This window comes from Micromonospora sp. IBSANI012 (assembly GCF_052814045.1).
In genome coordinates, this window is the sequence record NZ_CP199933.1 from 6390121 (window position 1) to 6412786 (window position 22666).

The 22666-nt window shown below is 72.5% G+C and carries 17 protein-coding genes, 1 tRNA gene and 1 pseudogene; 9 read left to right on the forward strand and 10 right to left on the reverse strand.

Features of this window, described 5'->3' with window-relative positions; translation table 11 throughout:
• Positions 1–61: 61 nt before the first annotated feature.
• Positions 62–2578 carry a hypothetical protein gene (locus ACTWM8_RS29615; RefSeq protein ID WP_446211796.1) on the forward strand — a complete coding sequence of 839 codons (2517 nt, stop codon included), beginning with the start codon at positions 62–64 and terminating at the stop codon, positions 2576–2578.
• A 146-nt stretch (positions 2579–2724) separates the two neighbouring features.
• Here ACTWM8_RS29615 and ACTWM8_RS29620 read toward each other — a convergent pair whose 3' ends face one another.
• From ACTWM8_RS29620 to ACTWM8_RS29635, 4 genes are all read right to left on the reverse strand, one after another.
• Positions 2725–4161 (reverse strand): hypothetical protein, encoded by a 1437-nt coding sequence (locus ACTWM8_RS29620; protein ID WP_446211797.1) that lies wholly within the window; start codon positions 4159–4161, stop codon positions 2725–2727.
• Positions 4162–4401: 240 nt separating this feature from the next.
• Positions 4402–6042 (reverse strand): hypothetical protein, encoded by a 1641-nt coding sequence (locus ACTWM8_RS29625; protein ID WP_446211798.1) that lies wholly within the window; start codon positions 6040–6042, stop codon positions 4402–4404.
• Between the two features lie 287 nt (positions 6043–6329).
• Positions 6330–8195, reverse strand: a complete 1866-nt coding sequence (locus ACTWM8_RS29630; protein ID WP_446211799.1) for a hypothetical protein — start codon at positions 8193–8195, stop codon at positions 6330–6332.
• 3 nt (positions 8196–8198) lie between these two features.
• A tRNA-Ser gene (locus ACTWM8_RS29635) sits at positions 8199–8285 on the reverse strand.
• Between the two features lie 75 nt (positions 8286–8360).
• Between ACTWM8_RS29635 and deoD the strand changes: the two genes are divergently transcribed.
• The 3 genes from deoD to ACTWM8_RS29650 all read left to right on the forward strand — a co-directional run bounded on the left by deoD (position 8361) and on the right by ACTWM8_RS29650 (position 10293).
• Positions 8361–9068: a purine-nucleoside phosphorylase gene (gene deoD / locus ACTWM8_RS29640; protein ID WP_446211800.1), complete on the forward strand. Its 708-nt coding sequence runs from the start codon at positions 8361–8363 to the stop codon at positions 9066–9068.
• Positions 9069–9190: 122 nt separating this feature from the next.
• Complete coding sequence (locus ACTWM8_RS29645) at positions 9191–9829, forward strand: TetR/AcrR family transcriptional regulator (RefSeq protein WP_446211801.1); 639 nt, start codon at positions 9191–9193, stop codon at positions 9827–9829.
• The gene (locus tag ACTWM8_RS29650) at positions 9826–10293 is read left to right on the forward strand and encodes an acyl-CoA thioesterase (RefSeq protein ID WP_446211802.1); all 468 of its coding nucleotides are present in this window, start codon (positions 9826–9828) and stop codon (positions 10291–10293) included. Before ACTWM8_RS29645 ends, ACTWM8_RS29650 begins: the two co-directional genes overlap by 4 nt.
• Before the next feature lie 165 nt (positions 10294–10458).
• Here the strand turns inward: ACTWM8_RS29650 and ACTWM8_RS29655 are convergent, their stop codons facing one another.
• The 4 genes from ACTWM8_RS29655 to ACTWM8_RS29670 all read right to left on the reverse strand — a co-directional run bounded on the left by ACTWM8_RS29655 (position 10459) and on the right by ACTWM8_RS29670 (position 12397).
• The gene (locus tag ACTWM8_RS29655; RefSeq protein WP_446214714.1) at positions 10459–10914 is read right to left on the reverse strand and encodes a nucleoside deaminase; all 456 of its coding nucleotides are present in this window, start codon (positions 10912–10914) and stop codon (positions 10459–10461) included.
• A gap of 208 nt (positions 10915–11122) precedes the next feature.
• A complete protein-coding gene (locus tag ACTWM8_RS29660; protein ID WP_446211803.1) occupies positions 11123–11650 on the reverse strand; it encodes a tRNA adenosine deaminase-associated protein in 528 nt (175 codons plus the stop codon).
• Between the two features lie 119 nt (positions 11651–11769).
• Positions 11770–11937 carry a hypothetical protein gene (locus ACTWM8_RS29665; protein WP_170285394.1) on the reverse strand — a complete coding sequence of 56 codons (168 nt, stop codon included), beginning with the start codon at positions 11935–11937 and terminating at the stop codon, positions 11770–11772.
• 73 nt (positions 11938–12010) lie between these two features.
• Positions 12011–12397, reverse strand: a complete 387-nt coding sequence (locus ACTWM8_RS29670; protein ID WP_446211804.1) for a hypothetical protein — start codon at positions 12395–12397, stop codon at positions 12011–12013.
• Positions 12398–12477: 80 nt separating this feature from the next.
• Between ACTWM8_RS29670 and ACTWM8_RS29675 the strand changes: the two genes are divergently transcribed.
• From ACTWM8_RS29675 to ACTWM8_RS29685, 3 genes are all read left to right on the forward strand, one after another.
• Complete coding sequence (locus ACTWM8_RS29675) at positions 12478–13239, forward strand: M23 family metallopeptidase (RefSeq protein WP_446211805.1); 762 nt, start codon at positions 12478–12480, stop codon at positions 13237–13239.
• A 172-nt stretch (positions 13240–13411) separates the two neighbouring features.
• The gene (locus tag ACTWM8_RS29680; protein WP_446211806.1) at positions 13412–16342 is read left to right on the forward strand and encodes a glycosyl hydrolase; all 2931 of its coding nucleotides are present in this window, start codon (positions 13412–13414) and stop codon (positions 16340–16342) included.
• Between the two features lie 74 nt (positions 16343–16416).
• A complete protein-coding gene (locus tag ACTWM8_RS29685) occupies positions 16417–17487 on the forward strand; it encodes a PHP domain-containing protein (protein ID WP_446211807.1) in 1071 nt (356 codons plus the stop codon).
• Here the strand turns inward: ACTWM8_RS29685 and ACTWM8_RS29690 are convergent.
• Positions 17370–18583 (reverse strand): annotated as a pseudogene (locus tag ACTWM8_RS29690) (DMT family transporter); the annotation flags it as partial. The gene ACTWM8_RS29685 and the pseudogene ACTWM8_RS29690 overlap by 118 nt on opposite strands.
• A 173-nt stretch (positions 18584–18756) precedes the next feature.
• Here ACTWM8_RS29690 and ACTWM8_RS29695 point away from each other — a divergent pair.
• Positions 18757–19425 carry a Uma2 family endonuclease gene (locus ACTWM8_RS29695; RefSeq protein WP_446211808.1) on the forward strand — a complete coding sequence of 223 codons (669 nt, stop codon included), beginning with the start codon at positions 18757–18759 and terminating at the stop codon, positions 19423–19425.
• Positions 19409–21079, forward strand: a complete 1671-nt coding sequence (locus ACTWM8_RS29700) for a DUF885 domain-containing protein (RefSeq protein WP_446211809.1) — start codon at positions 19409–19411, stop codon at positions 21077–21079. The genes ACTWM8_RS29695 and ACTWM8_RS29700 overlap by 17 nt, the downstream gene beginning before the upstream one ends.
• Before the next feature lie 62 nt (positions 21080–21141).
• Here the strand turns inward: ACTWM8_RS29700 and ACTWM8_RS29705 are convergent, their stop codons facing one another.
• A complete protein-coding gene (locus ACTWM8_RS29705) occupies positions 21142–22632 on the reverse strand; it encodes a DUF6114 domain-containing protein (protein ID WP_446211810.1) in 1491 nt (496 codons plus the stop codon).
• Positions 22633–22666 lie beyond the last annotated feature (34 nt).

Here is a 22666-nt window from a genome sequence, read left to right on the forward strand (position 1 = left end):
CGCCTGCCCAGAGAATCGGCCGCGTAGGGGTGTTTCCCGATTCGCGCTGGTCGCTGCGGCGGTGCTGACCGTCCCGGCGTTCCTGGTCGGACCGTCCGCCGCAGGCGTCAGCGGCACGACGCCGACCGCAGTCACCGCCCATTCGTCCGTCGCCACCGCGCCCACCGGAGCCGCGTCCCCGGCGTCGTTGCCGACGGCTACCGCGACCACCCGGGCGTCGTCGCCGACCACCCCGGCCCGCGTCACGTCTCCCACGCCCGCGCCGTCGTCGACAGCGACGGTAGCCGGGCTGACCACGGAGCAGACCCGTACCCGGTCGGCCACGATCACCCCGTCCCCTCGGAAACCCCGCTCGTTCTGCGGCGGCGAGCTGACCTTCGGCACCGTCAACAACTGCGGCCTGATCATCGGCCAGGCGCAGGACACCTGGACCCTCACCACGACCGCCGACTCGGACGTGCTGTACCTCCAGGTCGTGGAGACGCCCGGCGTCAGCCTCACCATCCGGGTGAACCACCAGGACGGCTGGAAGGCCTGCGAGATCAACGCCTACCACGAATACCTCGACGAGTGCCGACTCGGTCCCGCCGGCCCCTACACGCTCACGGTCAGCACCACGAACGGCAGCGGGAAGGGGGGCTACACCCTTTCGGTCGAGTCGAGGCGGACGCCGTCAACCTGCGAGCAACTGCCGGCGGACGCCTTTTCGTGGGCGTCGGCAGGGGTCAGCGGCACCCTCTCGGCCGGGTCGGCCGCTCGGTGCTTCACGTTTGACCAGCCCATCGGCAGCAAGCTGTTCATTGCCGAGCCGCATCTGCGTGATCTCACCGGCCTGCGGGCGGAAATCACGGACGCGCGCCACCAGCAGCTCTGCCAGTCCCACGTCACCTACGCCGATTGCACGCTGAGCTCGGCCGGGCCGTACCGGGTCTTCATCGAGCACATCGACGGCAAGGCGACGGCGTACAACCTCAGGCTGCCGCGCATCTCCCAGGCGGTCGGCTGCCCGACGCTGCCGCTGGCCCCGTTCGGCGACCCCGGCGCGGCCGTCGGCCGGGGCCGGCTGGAGCCGAACGAGCGGGCCTGCCACTCGTTCTCCACCACCACCGCCGCTCAGGTCACGGTCCGCATCGACCCGTCCGCGATGGAGTGGAGACTGTACGACAACGTCGGGCGGTACATCTGCGATCAGTCCTCCGTCGAGTACTGCAACCTGCCCACGGCGGGGCAGTACACGCTGCTGCCGTGGAGCGGCAACGACACCAGGGCGCGCGACTACCAGGTGGCGGTGACCCCGCTGCACCGCGTCGACGGGTGCGGGGCGAGCACCGGCACCTCCTGGGACCAGCCGACCCTGCACGTACGGCTGACCTCACCGGTGCAGACCACGTGCCATCCGTTCCAGGGCAGGGCCGGCGACCGGGTGGTCGCGTACACCGGGCCGGTCGAGACAATCGAGTGGCTGGTCGACCAGAACGGCACCCGGATCTGCACCACCTTGTCCCCGAACGACTGGTCCCCCGCTGACGGCGGCTGCGTGCTCCCGGCCGACGGCACCTACCGGATGATCTGGTTTCCGTCGCGGTGGGTCTCCGACAGCCTCGACCCCACGTACCAGGTGCAGATCCGGCGGCTCACCGACGCCGCCGGCTGCTCCACCCTCCGACCCGGCAGCTACGACGCCGCGCCGGCACTGACCGGGATCCGCTGCCGCACGGTGGAGATCGCGGAGGCCGGCAGCTACCGGCTCCGCACCGTCAGCGCGACCAATGACGCCGTGATCAGCTTGGTGTTCGACCGCGATGGGCGGCCGATCTGCCACGTCGGCCGCTGCGACCTTCCCACCGCCGGCCGGTACACGCTGGTGTTCGAGCCGCATGGCGTGGTCGAGAACGACGTCCAGCACGCCGCCACGCTCGTTCCGTGGACGCCGTCGGACTGCGCCACGGTGTCGGACGCCGGCTGGCGGGACGCGCCGCACCGGGGCGCGTTCCAGGTCGCCGGGCAGATCAACTGCCTCCGGCTGACCAGCCCGCCCGGCTCCCGCGTCGTACGGTCGGAGCCGGTCGAAGGGTTCCTGGACAGGCGGACGGAGACCAGGGTGGTGGATGCCACCGGCACCGAAGTGTGCGACTGGCCGAACACGACCAGCTGCGAGCTGATCGGGCAGGCCCCCTTCTTCGCCCTGATCAACGGCGTCATCAACAGGCCCACCGCCACGTACGCGATGGCCTTCTCCCGGGTCGACGAGCCGCCCGCCTGCCCGGTGCTGTCCAGGGACGTGGAGACCGCGGTGACCGCCGGGGCGGACCGGTTCGTGGTGTGCTTCTCGATCCCGGCCGACCAGCACGCCGCGATGGAGAGCTTCACCTGGAAGCGCACCGCCGGCACCGGAGTCGCCGACGTGTCGGTCTTCGACAGCCAAGGCCGCTGGAGGTGCGGCCGGAACGGACTCGAAATCGAAGGGACGCGGACCTGCAGCCTGCCGGACGGGCCTGTCACGGTGCTGTTCGAGACGGACGGGAAGGATGCCACGTACCGGCTCACCCACCGGGACGCCAGCGCCCCGACCACGTGAGCCTCGGTGGGCCGGCCCTGCGGGGCCGGCCCACCGACCAGGCCGTACACGCGAAGAACGCCCGGCCGGTCCTCATGGACCGACCGGGCGTTCCGCATTTCACGAGCGTTGGCGGCAGGATCTGCCGGTGGTCGCCGCCTGGGCGATCACCGTCGCGGCGCGACCCCGGTCGTGGGTTGCCGGGTCGTGGCGGTGGTGAACAGGGACACCTGCACGGTGACGGACCGGCTGGACGCCAGGTGGCCGGCGTCGCCGGGGAAGGTGACGGTGTAGGTGTTCGCCCCGCCGAACCGCGGCGTGTCGGTGAAGGAGAACGTCCCGTTCGCGGTGGTCGTGACGCTCGGCAGGACGTGGGTGCCGAAGAGGTCCCGCTTCGCCACCTGGAGCGTCCACGGCGACGACACGGCGACACCGGTGAACGCCAACGTGCCGGTCACCGTGACCTTCGTCCGGTACGTGCTCGACGGCGTCGACAGGGTCAGCGAAGTTTCGGTCTTCGTGAAGTCGGTCAGCAGCCGGAGGGTCGGGTTGGTGCCGGTGTGGTCGGTGGTGACGGCGTAGAGCGTGCGGTTGTCGGCGCTGACGGCGAGGCCCTGCCGCTCGACGTGGGTGTCCGTCGGCAGCTTGTAGCTGCGCACGTGGCTCCCGTCCAGCCGCTCGACCCGGACAGTCGAGGACGTCTCCGCCGACCTGTTGGTGTTGGCGACGATGACGAAGGAGCCGTTCGGGGACGTCGTCACGGCCGTCGGCCAGGTGCCGGACGGGTATTCGCCCGCCGCCGACAGGTCCGCCGTCGAGAACCCCGCGTGCTGGGTGGCGGCCGCCGTCTGGTCGCCGTTCAGAAATGAACAGCCCAGGATCACCCTGCTCGCGTCGGGCGTCAGCGCCGCGTCGTGCAGGCCGGTGCAGGTGTCCGACGGCATGGACGCGACCAGCGCAGGAGTACCGGACGAGACGTCGTACACGGTCGCTCTGCCCGGGAACGGGGTGGTGACGGAGGACCGGTCCGCCACGACGAGCAGATCCGGGTCGGCCGGGCTGCTCCGCAGCAACGGGGGCCGGACGAACGTGCCGCCGAGCGGCAGGCCGAGGGCCATGACCGGCGCCTCTCCGCGCAGGTCGAGCGAGCCGAGCAGGCCCTTGCCGTACGTGCAGCCGTACCCGAAGTAGAGCTTCCCGCCGGCGGGCGCGAGCCAGGTGGGACAGGTGCCGGCGCCGATGCTGTAGCGGCGTGTCTCGGTCAGCGTCCTGGTGTCGATCGCGGCGATGGCGCCCGCCTCGATGAGCGCCACGTGCAGCGTCGCCCCGTCCGGGCTCAGCGCCATGCCCGACGCGTCCGGCAGGTTCGGGATCGTCGTCTGCGAACCGCCCGCCAGGTCCGTCACCCGCACGCCCGTCCCCGTCCGCCCGGGGCTGAAGAAAAGATGCCCGTGCGCCGAGTCGACGACCATCTGCGCGTACGTCCCGATGCCGAGCCCGACGGCGCTGTCGGCGTGCGCCAAGCCGGAGTTCAGTGGCGACACGACGCCGAGCGTCGCGCCGAGCGCCACAACCATGAGCCGTGCCAACTGCTTGACGCGCACGTCCCACCCCCTCGAGACCAAGATCCACGATTACGTGCGGAGCAAGTTTAGGGGTAGGCGCGGGCGCGGCGAGGCCCGGCCGGCACCGTCGGGACGCTAGTGGCCGAAGGTAGGAGGACCGGCCTGCCGGATCAGATGATCTCTTCGTGGTGACGGCAGTCGTGGGTGGGACACCGGACCGGATGACGGACGCCCGGTCGGTCCACCTGGACCGGCCGGGCGTCCGCGCAGGTGGTGCCGTCAGTAGATCCCGCCGCCGCTCTGCGGCCCGGCAATCCGCAAGCCGTACCGCTGAGGCCAGACCCGGTCGGTACGCAGGCTCGCGCCGCTCCACGAGACGAACTGCGGTACGAGCCCACCGGTGGAGCCGTGGAACGGCACGATCGAACCGGACGGGTACCCGGCGGGGTCGCCGGCCACCTCCTCGCCGGTCGATGCCACGACGGCGTCCAACGGGCCGGTGCCGTTGAGGTTCAGCACCGCGACCGATGCGCCGAACTTGTCACCGCGCTCGACCGTGCCCGGGATGTTCGGGTGGTTCTGATCGAAGGCCTGCGCACCGCTACCGGTGATCCCCGAGGCGGAGCCCTTGAGCAGGGTGACCACCCCGCCCTCGTCCGTCGGGCCGACCTCCTCGCCCGGCGAGCCGACCAGCACGTCCGCCCGGCCGTCACCGGTCACGTCACCGGTCGCCAGCGAGGCGCCGAAGCGGTCGTTGTCCTCGGGCTCGCCCGGCACCCCGGCGGTGCGCTGCGTGACGACCCGGACCGCACTGGCGGACAGTCCGGCGGTCCGCCCCGTGAACACGGCGATCAGGCCGCCGTAGATGTTCGGGGTCTGGGCGCTGGGCGCACCGGCCACGACCTCGCCCAACCCGTCGCCGTTCACGTCCCCGATGGCGAGCGTCTCGCCCAGGTACCAGGCGATGGTGCCGGTCTGGCCGATCGAGCCGAGGATTCCCGCGCCGGTGACCGCGGTGGCGCCGGTGGACGACACGCCGGTCGGCGAACCCCACATGAGGGTCACCATGCCGGTGCCGTTCCAGGACGTGCCGTCGTTCTCGAAGGGCGCGCCGATCACCAGGTCGTTGTAGCGGTTGTTGTTGACCTTCCCGATCGCCAGCGAGAAACCGAACTTGTCGTTGCGTTCGGCCGCACCCGGCACCCCGGCCTGATCCTGCTGCAGGAACTGGGCACCGGTGGCGGTGAGACCGGTCGACCCGCCGTAGAGGACGGTGACCGAGCCGGCCTCAGTCTTGGTCCCGACCGCCTCCCCCCACGCGCCGATGGCCAGATCCTCGCGGCCGTCCCCGTTGATGTCGCCGGCCGCCAGCGTCCCGCCGAACCGGTCCTGGTTCTCCGCCGCACCGGGCACGCCCGCCGAACTCTGGTTGAAGTGCTTCGCCGAGCTGAAGACCAGGCCGCTGCTGCTGCCGGGGACGACCCACACCCCACCGGCGTGGGCCTTGTTGCCCGCATCGACCTCGTCGGAGTCGCCGATCGCCAGGTCGTCGTACCGGTCTCCGTTGAAGTCGCCCGCCGCCAGCGCCAAGCCGAAGCAGCCGCAGCCGCCGTCACCGGACAGCACTCCGAAGTAGTAGTCCACCTGCGGAGCGGACGAGTAGCGCACCACGACCACGCCGGTCGGGTAGTGGGGCAGGTTCATGTTGGAGGGATCACCCATGGCGGCCACGTCGTCGATGCCGTCGCCGTCGAAGTCGGAACGGGTACCACCGGTACCCCGCACCGGCGTGGTCGCCTTCGCCACCCGGTGATGCTGGAGGACGATGCCGTCCCGGCTGAGGGTCTGGACGTCGTCCGCCGCCTGCGCGGGGGCACCGACCGCGAGTCCGGCCAGCACCGCCACCAGCGGCACGCTCATAGTTCTTCGGCCCACAGAATCCCCCGATCGTCGTGGATTGCCTCGACACGTTAGAGGCAACGACGAATGGCGATAACTGGGCGAACGGGCAGGTCGGGCCGCGACCGGGTGGCACCGTCCGTCGAACGGTCGATGCGGCCGTACGACCTGGCCCGGACGCGGGAGTCGGCGCGCCGTGCCGGAGGGCGGTGAGTCGGAGCAGGGGTGCCTGATCCGTCCGCCGGAAAGCGGAACGCCCGGCCGATCCTCGCGGACCGACCAGGCGCTTCCGTCGATGGCGCAGCCGGTCAGTACCTACCGCCGCCGCCCTGCGGCCCGGCGACCCGGACGCCGTAATGCGTGGGCCAGATCCGGTCGGTACGCAGGCTCGCACCGCTCCACGAGACGAACTGCGGTACGAGCCCACCGCTGGAACCGTGGAACGGCACCATCGAACCGGACGCGTACCCCACGGCGTCGCCGGCCACCTCCTCCCCGGTCGACGCCACGACGGCGTCCAACGGGCCGGTGCCGTTGAGATTCAACACCGCGACCGACGCGCCGAACTTGTCACCGCGCTCGACCGTGCCCGGGATGTTCGGGTGGTTCTGATCGAAGGCCTGCGCACCGCTACCGGTGATCCCCGAGGCCGAACCCTTGAGCAGGGTGACCACCCCGCCCTCGTCCGTCGGGCCGACCTCCTCGCCCGGTGAGCCGACCAGCACGTCCGCCCGGCCATCACCGGTCACGTCACCGGTCGCCAGCGACGCGCCGAAGCGGTCGTAGCCCTCGGGCTCCCCCGGCACGCCGGCGGTGCGCTGCGTGACGATCCGGACCGCACCGCCGGACAAACCGGCGGTCCGCCCCGTGAAGACCGCGATCAGGCCGCCGTAGATGTCCGGCGACTGGGCGCTGGGCGCGCCGGCGACGACCTCGCCCAACCCGTCCCCGTTCACGTCGCCGATCGCGAGCGTCTCACCCAGGTACCAGGCGATGGTGTCAGGCTGGCCGGTCGCCGGGCGCACCGCCGCTCCGGTGACCGAGGTGGCGCCGGTGGACGACACGCCACTCGGCGAACCCCACATCAGGGTGACCATGCCGCTGCCGTCCCAGGACGCGCCCTTGTTCTCCAGCGGTGCGCCGATCACCAGGTCGTTGTAACGGTTGTTGTTGACCTTCCCGATCGCCAGCGAGAAGCCGAAGTAATCGTCGCGCTCGGCCGCACCCGGCACCCCGGCCTGGTCCTGCTGGAGGTACTGGGCCCCGGTGGCCGTCAGGCCGGTCGCGCCACCGAAGAGGACGGTGACCGCGCCGGCGCCCGTCTTGGCCCCGATCCCCTCCCCGTACGCGCCGATGGCGAGGTCCTCGCGGCCGTCCCCGTTGATGTCGCCGGCCGCCAGCGTCGCACCGAACCAGTCCTGGTTCTCCGACGCGCCCGGGACACCCGGTGAGCTCTGGTTGAAGTGCTTCGCCGCATCGACCACCAGGCCGGCACTGCTACCCGGGATGACCCAGACCCCGCCGGCGTGGGACTTGTTTCCCGGGTCGAACTCGTCCATGTTGCCGATGGCCAGGTCGTCGTACCGATCGCCGTTGAAGTCCCCGGCGGCGAGCGCCCACCCGAAGCCGGTGCTACCACCTTCGGGCGTCGCGCCACCCACGAGGTAGTCGACCTGCGGCGCGGACGAGTAACACACGACGACCAGACCGGTCGCGCCCGAGGGCAGATTTTCGTTGAGAGGATCAGCGGTGGCGGCGATGTCGTCGACGCCGTCGCCGTCGAAGTCGGAACGGGTACCACCGGTCCCCCGCATCGGCGTGGTCGCCTTCGCCACCCGGTGGTGCTGCAGTACGACGCCCTCCCGCGTGATGACTCGCACGTCGTCCGACGCCTGCGCGGGGGCACCCACCGCCAGACCGGCCAGCACGGCCACCAGCGATGCACTCATAGTTCTTCGACCCACCAAAACCCCCCGATCGTCGTAAAGTGCCCCGACACCGTAGAGGGATGGACGATCGGCGATAACTGGGCGAACGGGCAGGTCGACCACCGACCGGCCGGCACCGTCCGCCGATCGGTCGATGCGCGGCAGGCTCGGCTGTCGCCACCCGCACCGCAAACGGAGAACGCCCGGCCGATCCTCGCGGATCGTCCGGGCGTTCTCGCTGTTCACGAGCGGTGGCGGCGGGATTTGAACCCGCGGAGGGCGTAAACCCTCACACGCTTTCGAGGCGTGCTCCTTAGGCCACTCGGACACGCCACCGCCGACGAGGGTACAGGACCGCCGGTCTGGATGCCGAACCGGTATGCCCGCCTCCGGCCTGGCAGGATCTTTGCCATGAGTACGCACATCGGCGCGAAGCCGGGAGAGATCGCCGAGCGGGTCCTGATGCCGGGCGACCCGCTGCGGGCCAAGTGGATCGCGGAGACCTACCTCGAGGACGCCACGTGCTACTCGACGGTCCGGGGCATGCTGGGCTTCACCGGCCGCTGGAACGGCGTGCCGGTCTCCGTCCAAGGCTCCGGCATGGGCATGCCGTCCGCCTCCATCTACGCCCACGAGCTGATCAACGAGTACGGCGTGAAGACCCTGATCCGGGTCGGCTCCTGCGGCGCCCTGACCGAGGACCTCCAGCTGCGCGACGTGGTCGCGGCGATCGGGTCGTCAACCGACTCGAACATGAACCGGATGCGGTTCGACGGGCTGATCGACTACGCCCCGGTCGCCGACTTCGGGCTGCTGCGTACCTCGGTCGAGGTGGCCGAGCGGCGCGGCATCAGCATGCGGGTCGGGCCGATCCTGGCGGCGGACGCCTTCTACACCGACCGGCCGGACCTCTACGACACCCTGGCCGACTACGGCGTGCTGGCGGTGGAGATGGAGTCCGCGGCGCTCTACACGATCGCCGCCCGGTTCAAGGCGCGGGCGCTGACCATCCTGACCGTCAGCGACCACATCAAGACCGGCGAGAAGACCACCGCCGAGGAGCGCGAGCAGACCTTCAGCCAGATGGTCGAGATCGCCCTGGACACCGCCATCGCCTGATTCCCTTTCCTTTCTCGGCGCCCCGTCATCCGCCCCGGATGGCGGGGCGTCGCCGTGTCGGAGTGACCACGGTCACCGGACGAACAATACGACCGGTCGTGCTTTTTGGTTAACCTCTCCCCATGACAGTCGACGGACGCGTCGCCCGCGGCGACCGGACCCGGGGCGCCGCGCTGGACGCCGCGGTGGTGCTGGCCACCGAGGTCGGACTGCACGGGCTCTCGCTCGCGCAGCTCGCCGACACGCTCGGGGTGAGCAAGTCCGGCCTGTTCGCGCACTGGCGCTCCAAGGAGGCGCTCCAGCTCGCCACCGTCGACCGGGCGGTGGAGCAGTGGCAGGAGCGGATCATCGACCCGGCGCTGCGCGCCCCCCGGGGCGTCCGGCGGCTCTGGGCCCTGCACGAGGCCCGGATCGACTTCTACGCCGCCCGGGTGCTCCCCGGTGGCTGTTTCTTCGCCAGCACCGACTTCGAGTACAACGCTCGGCCCGGCCCGGTCCGGGACCGGCTCGCCGAGGTGTTCGGCCGCTGGACCGGGTTCCTCGAACACCTCGTCCGGGAGGCGGTCGGCGCCGGCGAACTCCCCGCCGACACCGACGTCCCGCAGTTGGCGTACGAGATCGACGCGCTCGGGATCACCGCCGCGCTGCGGTCCCGGCTGCTGGACCCCGACACCGCCTACCGGCACGCCCGCCAGGGCCTGCTGCACCGTCTGCGGGCGTTGTGCCCCGATCCGACCCTGCTACCGGAAGGCCTCTCATGAGCCACGCCGTCGCCACCCCCTCCGCCGTCGAGTACGGCCACGTCGAGCACGTCAGCGTGTACTTCGACGACCTCGACGCCCTCGGCATCCTGCACAACTCGCGGTACGCGGTGCTGCTGGAACGGGCCCTGACCGCCTACTGGGCCGAGCGGGGAGTCTCGTACCAGGGCGGGCAGCGCAGCGCGCCGGACACCTTCCACGCGGTACGCGAGTTCACCATCACCTACCGCGCCCCGATCGCGGCCACCGGGCCGGTGGCGGTGCACTTCTGGCTCGAACACTTCGGCACCAGCAGCGCCGAGTACGCCTACCAGTTCCGCTCGCTCGACGGCGCCATCGTGCACGCCGAGGGCCGGCGGGCGATCGTCCGGCTCGACCCGGCGACCCTGCGACCCACCCCGTGGACCGAGACCGCCCGCGCGGTGGCCGCGAACCTGCTCCGCCCCGCCCCGACCCCGGCCTGATCGGCCCACCGGCCTGAGCGGGCCACGGGTCTGAGCGGGCCACGGGTCTGAGCGGGCCACGGGTCTGAGCGGGCCACGGGTCTGAGCGGGCCACGGGTCTGAGCGGCGACCGGCCCGGAACGGGACACGGCCTGGAGGGGCCGAGGATGCCGGGTCGGCGGGTGGTCAGCGGAAGAAGGCGCGCAGCAGGGCGGCGCTCTCGGACTCCAGGACGCCGCCGTAGACCTCCGGCCGGTGGTTGAGCCGGCGGTCGCGCAGCACGTCCCAGAGCGAGCCGGCCGCCCCGGTCTTGGGCTCCCAGGCGCCGAAGACCACGGTGGACACCCGGGCCAGGACCAGCGCGCCCGCGCACATCGTGCACGGTTCCAGGGTGACCACCAGCGTGCAGCCGTCGAGCCGCCAGCGACCCAGCCGCTCGGCGGCCCGGCGCAGCGCCAGCACCTCGGCGTGCGCGGTCGGGTCACCGGTCAGCTCGCGCTCGTTGCGCCCGACCGACAGCTCGGTCCCGTCCGGGCCGTAGAGCACAGCGCCGACGGGAATGTCGTCGGAGGCGTCCGCGCCGTCGGGGCCCGGGGCGGGCGTGTCCGGGCCGGTGACGGCGACCTCCAGCGCGCGGCGCATCCACAGTTCGTGCCGCTGCCGGCGGCCCGCCCCGTCCGGGTCGGCCAGCCCCTCGTCCGCGCCGGGCCCGACCCGGCCCACCGCGCCCGGGGTCGGCTGCCCCGGGCGTACGGTCTCCAGCGCCGGGTCGGTCGAGTCGACCGGCTCGGCGGCGCCGGCCAGCGGCGAACCGCCGCCCGGCAGGGCGACTCCGTCGCCGGACGGCGGGTCAGACCTCACGCAACTCCTCGACCTCGTCGGCGCACCCGAGCACCTGGCACACCTCGGCCGTGACGTCGGCCGGGAGCATCCCCTCGTGGGCGCAGAGCCGGAGCAGCTTCTGGGCGGAGATGCCCAGGTCGGCGAGGATGTCCGCGTCGCCGACCGGGTCCGCCTCGGGGTCGACGGCCGGCTGCTCGCTCTCCTCGTCCCCGGCGGCGGACGGCCGGGGCTCCTCGCTCTCGTCCAGCCCGGTGACCGAGGTCTTCAGGTCACCGACGAGCAGCGCGCCCAGCCGGGACTCCTCGGCGTACGCGGAGTCGGAGCCGAAGATCCGCAGGTCCTCCCCCTCGTCCAGGCGCAGGATCACCAGGTAGGCGTCGTCCGCCTCGACGAAGAGCAGTGACAGGTCGGCGTCGGGCTCGACGTCGCGCAGCCGGTCGGCGACGTCGTCGATGTCGGAGGCGCCCCGTAGGTTCACCTCGGCGGCGCTCCACTCGCCCTCGTCGCGCACCACGGCGGCAGCGAAGTACGACACGGTCCCCCCAAAGGCCTCGGCACAGCACGCCGACTCGTTACGCGATGCACGTTAACCGGTCGGGTCGGCAGGCGACCGGTCAACGCCCCGAAGGGCCGGTCAATCCTGAGAAAGTCGCCTCAGCCGGCGACGCGACGCCGGGTGGCGATCAGCTGTCGCAGCCGCTCGGTGCGCTCCCGCTGCGGCTTGTCCCGCTGTCGTACCGCGCGGGCCCCCGCCAGCTCGGCGAGAATCTGCAGGCGGCGACGGCTCCGCTCGGGGTCGAGCCGCGGGGTGGTCCAGGCCATACCGGAAAGCGTCCCCAGTCACAGCGAGTACGTCAAGATGGCGTTCGAAGCGAAGCCGGGCGACGACGCAGCGTCACCACATCGGCCAGTCCGCGCTGGTCGCCCAGCGCACGACCACGATCGCGAACGCGATGCTCCAACCACCCGCAGTGACGATCGCCACCCCGGTCGCCACGCCCCGGTCGCCGGACCGGACGAGGCCGAGAGCGGCCAGCCAGGCCACCACGCCGGCGATCACGGTCCACCACGCGTACCCGGGGACGCCACGGCCGAGGAGGCCGAAGAGCACCAGCCAGGCGGCGGCGAGCGCGCCGCCGGCGGCCACCCCGCTGCCGGTCACCGGGTGCGGCTCGCGCCACGTCGGCCGGCGCGGCGGCCCCGACGGAAACAGACCCGAGGGGGTACGCGCCATGAACTGCCCGGCGGCCGGCCCGGCCGGGTACATGGGCTGACCATCCATCGCCGTCACCGCTCCCGTCCACGCACCCCCGGCGCGCTCCGGGGGACCCTCCCACCGTATCCGTCTGCCAGGATGTCCGGATGTCGTCGCGATCGACCGGCCGCCGCGCGCGTCCGGCGTACCCGGTCCTGCTGTTGCTGGCACCGGCGTTGCTCGCCGGCTGCGCGTCCGGCGACCGACCGGCCGCCGCGCCGAGCACGGTCTGGGACACTCCGTCCGCGACGGCCGCCGCGGACCAGCCGGCGCCGGCCACGGCCGCGCCCTCCGCGAGCCCGGCCGGCCCGTCGGCGTCGCCGAGCCGGGCGCCGCTGCGCCGGGTCTTCCCGGTACGCGCCGGCAAGGTCGCCTACCACCCGACGCACTCGGCGTATCCGGGCACGGACATCTTCGCCGACTGCGGTGAGCCGGTGGTGGCGGTGACCGACGGGACGATCCTGGAGGTGAGCCGGGTGGACCGGTTCGACCGGCGGGGGCCGCTGGGGCCGTACAACGGCGGACTCTCGGTGTCGTTGCTCGGCGACGACGGGGTGCGGTACTACGGCTCGCACCTGAGCGCGATCAGCGCCGGTGTGGACGCCGGGGTGCGGGTCCGCGCGGGGCAGCAGCTCGGCAAGGTGGGCCGGACCGGCAACGCCAACAACGTCTGCCACCTGCACTTCGGCCTGTCGCCGAAGTGCACCGGCCACGACGACTGGTGGATCCGCCGGGGCGTGGTGTGGCCGGCGAAGTACCTGGATTCGTGGCGCCGCGACGGCAACCGGTCGCCGGCTGCCGCGGTGACCTCCTGGGAGCGCGAACACGGCTGCCCGAAGGCCCCCCGCACCACCCCGGACGCCGGCTGACCGGAGGGCACGGGAGCCCGCGCAACACGGTCGTCACCCGACTGACGCATTGACGAAAGTCTTGTCAATCGTTAACGTCCGCGTGTGAGAGAGCGCTCTCTCTAATAACAAACCTCCCGATTCCGACGAACCGCGACCCGGTCCCCCCGATCCGGCGCGCGCTGGAGGAACGATGAACCCTCCCGTCCCACCCCGCCGCACCCCCTGGGTGCTCGCCACCACCACCGCCCTGGCCGTCGTCGTCGCCGGTCTCGCCGTCACCGCCACCGCTCCCGCCGAGGCCGCCACCGTCGGTGCCGGCAGCTACACCACCGACCGGGTCGGCCCCCTGCCCACCGGCTGCGGGGACCTGTCCACCAACCCCCGGCAGTTCGTCACCGCCAACGCGCCCGCCGGCCCGATCCCCACCAACGACTGGTGGTCGTCGTTGCTGTGGAAGCGGACCAACTGCGCGTACAGCGAGCCGCTGCACGCGCACCCCGCCTCCTACCAGCCCTTCGGCGACGGCCTCGGCTTCTCCGCCACCTCCACCCCCACCGTCACCGGCACGGCGACCGGGGTGGGCGAGTACAAGTACGCGTACGCCGAGGACATCCGGGTCGGCGTGACCGGGCTCGGCGCGCCGGTCGTCAAGGTCGACGACTGGACGGACTGGACGGTCAGCCCGTACTGGAGCGACGGCGCGCGTACCCTGCGGGCCACCATCGGCCACGGCCTGCCGTTCGCCTACTTCCGGACCAGCGGTGGCGACGCGTTGATCAACCCCACCGGCGGCAGCCCGACGGTCTGGTCCCAGAACGGCGCCACCATCGGGTTCACCGTCCGGGGCCACGACTACGTCGCCTACGCCCCGACCGGCGCCACCTGGACCGTCGCCGGCGGGCGGATCACCTCCACCCTGGCCGGCAAGGGCTACTTCTCCGTCGCCCTGCTGCCCACCACGCCGAGCACCGACGCCACCACCCGCGCCGACCTGGCCACCACCTACGGCCGGTACGCCCACGCACACGTCACCGGCACCCGGGTCTCCTACTCCTACGACCAGGCCAGCAGCCGGGTCACCACCACGTACGCCTTCACCACCACACCCCGGGAGGGCACCGCCACCCAGACCGTGGTGAGCCTCTACCCGCACCAGTGGAAGGCGCTGGCCGGCGCCACCCCGATCGGCCAGAGCTATCCGTCCGCCCGGGGCCGGATGAAGGTGCTCACCGGCGTCAGCCAGTTCCGCACCACGATGACCTACCAGGGGGTGCTGCCGGAACTGCCCGCCGTCGCCACCGGCGCCGGCGCCGACCTGGCCCAGCTCCGGGACCAGCTCGCCGCGGTGCGGGGCAACCCGATGGACCAGCGCGGCACCGACACGTACTGGACCGGCAAGGGCCTCGGACGGGCCGCCCGGATCGCCGAGATCGCCGACCTGGTCGGTGACACGGAGACCCGTACGGCCGCGCTGAACGCCATCCGGTCCACGCTGAACGACTGGTTCACCGCCACCCCCGGCAAGACGGCCCGCGTCTTCTACTACGACCGGAACTGGGGCACCCTGATCGGCTACCCCGCGTCGTACGGCTCCGACCAGGAGCTCAACGACCACCACTTCCACTACGGGTACTTCATCGCGGCCGCCGCGACGCTGGCCAAGTTCGACCCGACCTGGGCCACCACCGCTCAGTACGGCGGCATGGTCGACCTGCTCATCCGGGACGCCAACAACTACAGCCGCGAGGACACCCGCTTCCCGTACCTGCGCGACTTCGACATCTACGCCGGGCACGACTGGGCCTCCGGGCACGGCTCGTTCGCCGCCGGCAACAACCAGGAGTCGTCGTCGGAGGGGATGAACTTCGCCAACGCCCTCATCCAGTGGGGACAGGCCACCGGCAACACCGCCGCCCGGGACGCCGGCATGTTCATGTACACCAACCAGGCGGCGGCGATCCAGCAGTACTGGTTCGACGTCGACGACGAGAACTTCCCGGCCGCATTCGGGCACTCGACGGTCGGCATGGTCTGGGGCGACGGTGGCGCGTACTCCACCTGGTTCAGCGCCGACCCGGAGATGATCCAAGGCATCAACATGCTGCCGGTCACCGGCGGCCACCTCTACCTGGGCTACCGCCCGGCCTACCCCAGGACCAACTACGCCGAACTGGTCCGCAACAACGGCGGCGAACCGACGGTCTGGCAGGACATCCTCTGGCAGTTCCTGGCCCTCGGCGACCCCGACGCGGCACTGACGAAGCTGCGCGCCAACCCCGGCTACACCCCGGAGGAGGGCGAGAGCCGCGCCCACACGTTCCACTGGATCCGCAACCTGGCGGCACTGGGCCAGGTGGACACCGGCGTCACCGCGAACCACCCGCTGGCGACCGTCTTCACCCGCAACGGCGCCCGCACCTACGTGGCCAGCAACATCACCGCCGCCCCGCTGACGGTGACCTGGTCCGACGGCACCCGGCTGACGGTCGCGGCCGGACGGACGGCGACCACCGGGGCGTACACCTGGAGCGGCGGCAACGCCAACGGCGGCGCGAGTCCGAGCCCGACACCGACCAGTCCGACACCGACCAGCCCGACACCGAGCCCGACGCCCACCAGCCCGAGCCCGACGCCGACCACGCCCCCGCCGACCGGCTCACCGACGCGGTACCTGCTCCCCGGCGGTGGCCTGGGGGCGGCCGGCGGCGCGACGACCACCACCGTGGCGAGCGCCGGCGGCACCAACCACGACGGCACGCCGACCAACCCGGTGGTCTTCACCGCGACCGGCCTGACCATGGCGTACTCGGGTGGGCAGACCCGGTTCGACCTGTTCCTCGACGCCGGCTCGGCCGTCGGCAACGGGGTGCAGGCGCGGGTCTCCTACGACCTGACCGGTGACGGGACCGTCGACCGGGTGGAGACGTACCGCTACTTCGCCACCGACCCGGTCCCCGGCTACGAGCACTACACCCAGAACGCCGGGCTACTCTCCGCCACCGGCGCCCTCGGCAACCTGTCGAACGGCACGGTGAAGGTGGAGGTCTGGTCCGCCATCGGCACGAACCCGACCACCCTCGGCATCGGCGACCGCTCGGTCGTCACGCTGCCGTACGCCTGATCCGCCGTCCCACCACCAGCCCGCGCCGCCGGTCGTACCCCCGACCGGCGGCGCGGGCGCGTAGTTTGCAGGTCATGACCGCCCGGGATCCCATCGCCGACCTGCGCCGGATCGCGTTCCTGCTGGAACGGGCCAACGAGGCCACCTACCGGGTCCGGGCGTTCCGGTCGGCGGCGAAGGCCCTGGCCGAGCTGCCGGCGAAGGAGGTCGCCGAGCGCGCTCGCACCGGCAAGCTCACCGAGCTGACCGGCGTCGGCGACGTCACGGCCCGCTGCGTCGCCGAGTCGCTGGCCGGCGAGGAGCCGGTCTATCTGCGCCGGCTGGTCGCCACCGAGGGCACCGACCTGGACGCCGCGGCCACCGCGCTGCGGACCGCGCTGCGCGGCGACTGCCACACCCACTCCGACTGGTCCGACGGCGGGTCGCCGATCGAGGAGATGGCGCTCGCGGCGGTCGAGCTGGGCCACGAGTACGTGGTGCTGACCGACCACTCGCCCCGGCTCAAGGTGGCCCGGGGCCTCACCGCGGACCGCCTGCGCAAGCAGCTCGACCACGTCGCGGCGGTGAACGAGGCCCTGCCCGCGGGGTTCCGCATCCTCACCGGCATCGAGGTGGACATCCTCGCCGACGGCTCGCTGGACCAGACCGACGAGCTGCTGGCCCGGCTGGACGTGGTGGTCGGCTCGGTGCACAGCGGGCTGAGCGACGAGCGGGCGAAGATGACCCGCCGCATGCTGGCCGCGATCGACAACCCGCACCTGGACATCCTCGGCCACTGCACCGGGCGGATGGTGTCGTCCCGCCCGGCCGGGGTGAAGGGTCCGGGTGACCGCGCGCACCGGCCGCGTACCCGGGGCGAGAGCGACTTCGACGCGGACGCGGTCTTCGCCGCGTGCGCCGAGCGCGGCGTGGCCGTCGAGATCAACTCCCGGCCGGAGCGGCAGGACCCGCCGAAGCGGCTGATCCGCCGGGCCCTGGAGGCCGGCTGCCGGTTCGCCATCAACACCGACGCGCACGCGCCGGGGCAGCTGGACTGGCAGCGGTTCGGCTGCGAGCGGGCGGCGCTCTGCGGCGTCCCCGCCGACCGGGTGGTCAACACCTGGCCGGCCGACCGCCTGCTGAAGTGGGCCCGCACCCGGGGCTGAGGGGGCCGCGATGTCGCCGAAACGGCGGTGTCCGCGAGCCGGGAGACCGCCGTTTCGCCGCAATGGAGTGGATCAGTGTCGGACCGGCGGCCGCGAGGCGCTGCGGCCGGCCGGGTCAGCGGGCGGCGGGCTCCGCGGCCGGAACGGCGGGGATGCCGGTAACCGCCTCGGCGCGCGGGCGGCGCGGGCCGACCAGGCCCTGCGTCACCGCAACGCCGAGCAGCACGACCAGGGCGCCGACGGGCTGGTGCCAGTTCAGCCGCTCGTCGAGCACCACCGCGCCGATCAGCACCGCGAAGATCGGGATCAGGTAGGTCACCGTGGAGGCGGTGCTCGCGCCGGCCACCCGGATGTTGCGCAGGTTGATCACGAAGGCCAGCCCGGTGCCGAGCGCGCCGAGCGTGAGCACGCTGCCCACCACCGGCGCCGACAGCTCGGTCGGCACGGGCGGCGCCCCGACCAGCAGCGGACCGACCACCGCGAGCTGCGCCGTCGCCACCAGCAACTGCGCCGCGGAGAGCGACAGCCCGGAGTACGAGCTGCCGGCGATGAACTTCTTCTGGTACGGAATGGCCACGCCGTAGCAGGCCGCCGCACCGAAGCACATCAACTGGCCGGTGAAGTGCGAGCCGCCGACGCCCTCCCAGACGCCGAGCACCACCAGCACGCCGAGGAAGCCCAGCCCGAGCCCCACCGCCCGGCGCGCGGTCAGCCGCTCGGTGCGGAAGGCCAGCACCGCCAGCGGCAGCACGATGAGCGGCGTGGTGGCGTTCCAGATGCCGGCGAGCATCGACTCGACGCGCTGCTCGCCGTAGCCGAAGAGGGTGAACGGGAGCGCCACCCCGAACGCGGCGACCACGACCAGGTGCGCCCAGACCCGGGGGTCCCGCGGCAGCCGGTCGCGGAGCACGGCGAGCACCACCAGCAGGGTGAGCGCGCCGGTGGCCACCCGATAGAGGGTGAGATGCAGCGGGTGCAGCTCCTCGATGCCGACCTTGATGAAGAGGAAGCTCGCACCCCAGATCGCGGCGAGCGCCAGGAAGCCGGGCAGCCAACTGCGCAGCGGCGCCCGGTCAGGGGTCACATGGGTGGTCACCCCTGACACTCTGCCGCAGGGGTACGACGATGTCCCGCGAAAATCGGACGCCGTGTCGACCGCCACAGCGACCCCGCCACCGGGCGGCCGTCGACCCGCCGAGCCGGTGCGGGATTTGCGCAGGAACCCCGGCGGCGCACCGTCGTTGATCAGCCGGGAGGGGTGAGGCGTTGATGCTGCTGACGCGCGGGTCGGATCAGGTGCTCGACCTCGACGGCGGGTGGACGGTGCAGCGCGCGGAACGCCACCTCCGGGTCGGTGAGCTGGCCGGCGCCCGGCACGAGTGCGTCGACGGTCGGCTGGTGGTCACCCCGTTCCCGCCGGCCACCGAGAGCATCGCGATGGCGAGCCTGGCCAGCGCCCTGGTACCGGCGGCCGAGGCAACCGGCAGGCACGTGCTCGGCCGGGTCAACCTGACCTTCTCGCCGACCTGCTGGATCCAGCCGGACGTCACCGTGCTGCACAGCCTGCCCGCCACCGACGAGGAGGAACGGTGGGTGCCGGCGGAGCTGTGCGCCCTGGCCGTGGAGTTCGTCCGGCCCGGCGGGCCGGCGCCGGACGGGGCGGACAAGCGGCGCCGCTGCGCCGAGGGCGGCGTGCCGTACTTCATGCGGGTGGAGATCGGCAGCTGGATGCGCCGGGTGGCGGTGGAGCTGTTCGGCCTCGACGGCGACGGGCACTACGTGCCCACCGCGCGGGCGGTCGGCGGGCAGCGGCTGCGCGCCCGGTCGCCGTTCCCGATCGACGTCGACCCGGCGCGACTGCTGCCCCGAACATGCCAAACACGCTCGACATCAGGGCCGGTTGGTCACGTAGGGTCGCAGCGTGGGACGAATCGATGACCTCGCGAACCGCTACGTGGCCGACTGGGCCCCGCTGAGCCCGACCGGCGCCACCTACGTCGGCATCGCCGGCTACGACGACCAGCTCGACGACCTCTCCCCGGCCGGCTACGAGGCCCGGGCCGAGCTGACCCGGCGCACCCTCGCCGACCTGGACGTGACCGAGCCGGACACGGAGACCGAGCGGACGGCCAAGGAGGCCATGCAGGAACGCCTCGGCCTGGACCTCGCCCGGTACGACGCGGGTGAGGTGACCAGCGAGGTCAACGTGATCGCCAGCGGGCTGCACGAGATCCGCATGGTCTTCGACCTGATGCCGACCGAGGGCGAGGCCGCCCAGGCCAACGTCGCCGCCCGGCTCAACCGGTTCGCCACGACGCTGGAGGGTTACAAGACCACCCTTCGCGAGGCGGCCGCCGCCGGCCGGATCAGCTCGAAGGTGCAGCTGGTCGAGGTGGCCAAGCAGTGCGACGTCTGGACCGACCCGAACGGCGACAACTTCTTCCACGGCCTGGTGGAGCGGCTCGGCGCGGACGGCACCCTCGGCGCCGACCTGCGCCGGGGCGCCGCGGCCGCCACCGCCGCCACCGCCGAGTTCGGCCAGTTCCTCCGCACCGAGCTGGCCCCGCAGGGGCGGGACAAGCAGGCCGCCGGCCGGGAGCGGTACGAGCTGGCCTCCCAGTACTTCCTCGGCGCGAAGGTCGACCTCGACGAGACGTACGCCTGGGGTTTCGCGGAGCTGGCCCGGCTGGAGGCCGAGATGCGGGCGCTGGCCGCGAGGATCGTCGGCCCGGGCGCGAGCATCGACGAGGCGGTGGCGGCGCTGGACGCCGACCCGGCCCGGACCATCCAGGGCAAGGAGGCGTTCCGGGACTGGATGCAGGCGCTGGCCGACAAGTCCATCAGCGACCTGCACGGCACCCACTTCGACATCCCGGAGCAGGTCCGCCGGATCGAGTGCTGCCTGGCGCCGACCAGCGACGGGGCGATCTACTACACCGGCCCGAGCGAGGACTTCTCCCGCCCCGGGCGGATGTGGTGGGCGGTGCCGCAGGGCATCACCGACTTCTCCACCTGGCGCGAGGTGACCACCGTCTACCACGAGGGCGTGCCGGGGCACCATCTCCAGGTGGCGCAGACGGCGGTCCGGGCCGAGCTGCTCAACCGCTGGCAGCGGCTGCTCTGCTGGGTCTCCGGGCACGGCGAGGGCTGGGCGCTCTACTCCGAGCGGCTGATGGACGACCTGGGCTACCTGGAGGATCCGGGCGACAAGCTCGGCATGCTCGACGGGCAGGCCATGCGGGCGGCCCGCGTGATCGTCGACATCGGCATGCACCTCGAGCTGGAGATCCCGAAGGACAACCCGTTCGACTTCCACCCGGGCGAGCGCTGGACGCCGGAGCTGGGCTGGGAGTTCATGCGGGCGCACTGCCGGGTGCCGGACGAGAACCTGCGCTTCGAACTCAACCGCTACCTGGGTTGGCCGGGGCAGGCGCCGTCGTACAAGGTGGGCGAGCGGATCTGGCTCCAGGCCCGCGAGGAGGCGAAGGCCCGCAAGGGTGCCGACTTCGACCTCAAGGAGTTCCACCGGCAGGCGCTCGACCTCGGCTCGCTGGGGCTCGACCCGCTGCGCAAGGCGCTGGCCCGCCTCTGAGTGCGGTGCCGGGGGCGGGCGGGACGGCCCGCCCCCGGCCACCAGGGGTGGTGGGAGGAAGGTCAGGGGAGAGTGAGCTTCAGCGCCGGCCGGGCGGTCAGCGTGCGGCAGTCGACGAACGCCAGGTCGATCACCGGGTCGGTGAAGGTGACCGAGATCGGCAGGGTGACCGGGATGCCGTCCGGGAACGGCAGGTCCGGCGTCAGCGTGATCTTGATGCCGAGCAGCCGACCGACGAAGCGGGTGGCGTAGAACGCCACGTCGCCCTGCACGGTGAGCCGGTCGGTGACGTACTGCTGGTTGCGCCCCGCCGGGCCGTCCGCCACCAGCTTGAAGTCGTCGGTGACCGCCTTGCTCATGCTGAACTTCAGCGCCTTGAGCGTGCCGTTCGCGGTCGGCAGGTCGACGATCCCCTCGAACCGCAACGAGCTCATGGTGACCGAGGAGCCGGTCAACTTGGACGGCTGCCGGGCCACCTTCGGCTGCCCCGGCTCGGGGGCGATCCGCGGCAGCAGCTTGCCGGGCTCGACCTGGCCGGGCCGACTCGGCCGACTCGGCCGGCTCGGCGCGCAGCCGGTGCGGCTCGACGTCCGGCCGGTGGGGGTCGGTCCGGCGGTCGGCGCGGCCGCCTTCGCGCTCGGTGTCGGGCTGGCCGAGGGGCTGGCGCTCGGCTCCTCGCGCCCGCCCCCGGTGAAGAGGTCACCGATCCCGCGCAGGATGTCGCCGAGCACCCCGCCGTCGCGGGTCGGGGTCGGCGACGGGCTCGCGCTGGCCGACGGCGTGGCGGTCGGCGCGCTCCGGCTGGGTGTCGCGGAGGGGCTGGCGGCCGGCGCGGACGGGCAGGTGGTGGTGGCGGCCGGAACGGGGACCGCCGGGGCGGCCTGCACCGGCGACGGGCGGGTGGCGACCAGCCCGGTGGCGGAGAGGCCGAGCACCATCAGCGCCACGGCGAGGTAGCGCGGGTCGCGGGGCCCGGCCGGCGGGGCGTCGTAGCCGGCGGGAGCCGGGGCGGAACGCTCCTGCTCGTACGCCGGCGCGTCGCCGCGCTGGTGGGGCAGGGTCGGGAGCAACTCGTCCGCCAGCGTGGGGTCGTCGGATCCGGCGTTGTCCCGGTCCTCGTCACCCGGGCGGTCGTCCACCGCGGTGGCGGAAGCATCGGTCGACCTGAGCGGCGTCCAGGCGAAGCCGAGGGCGCTGCCGACCATGCCGAGCAACAGGCCGACGAAGAAGCCGCCGAGGTTGAGACCCATCAGCGAGTAGATCGTGGTGACCGCGGCGACGATCGAGTAGAAGAGCCGCTGCCCCGGGCTGAACCAGAGCAGCAGCCCGCAGGTGAGCAGGATGACGGGGATCAGCAGCGAGTAGAGCCCGGTGGCTCCGGAGTGGAAGCTCAGGCCGTTGAGCGTCATCCGGGTGGAGGCGAACATCTCCACCCCGGCCAGCGCGGTGAACAGGCCGCCCCAGAACGGCCTGGTCCGCCGCCAGCGGCGGAACCCCCGCCAGGCCCGGCCGAGGCCACCGGCGCGGACGTGTTGCGGATCGGCGGTTGTCACGTACTCCTCCTCCTGGCGGAGCGGGGGAACGAGG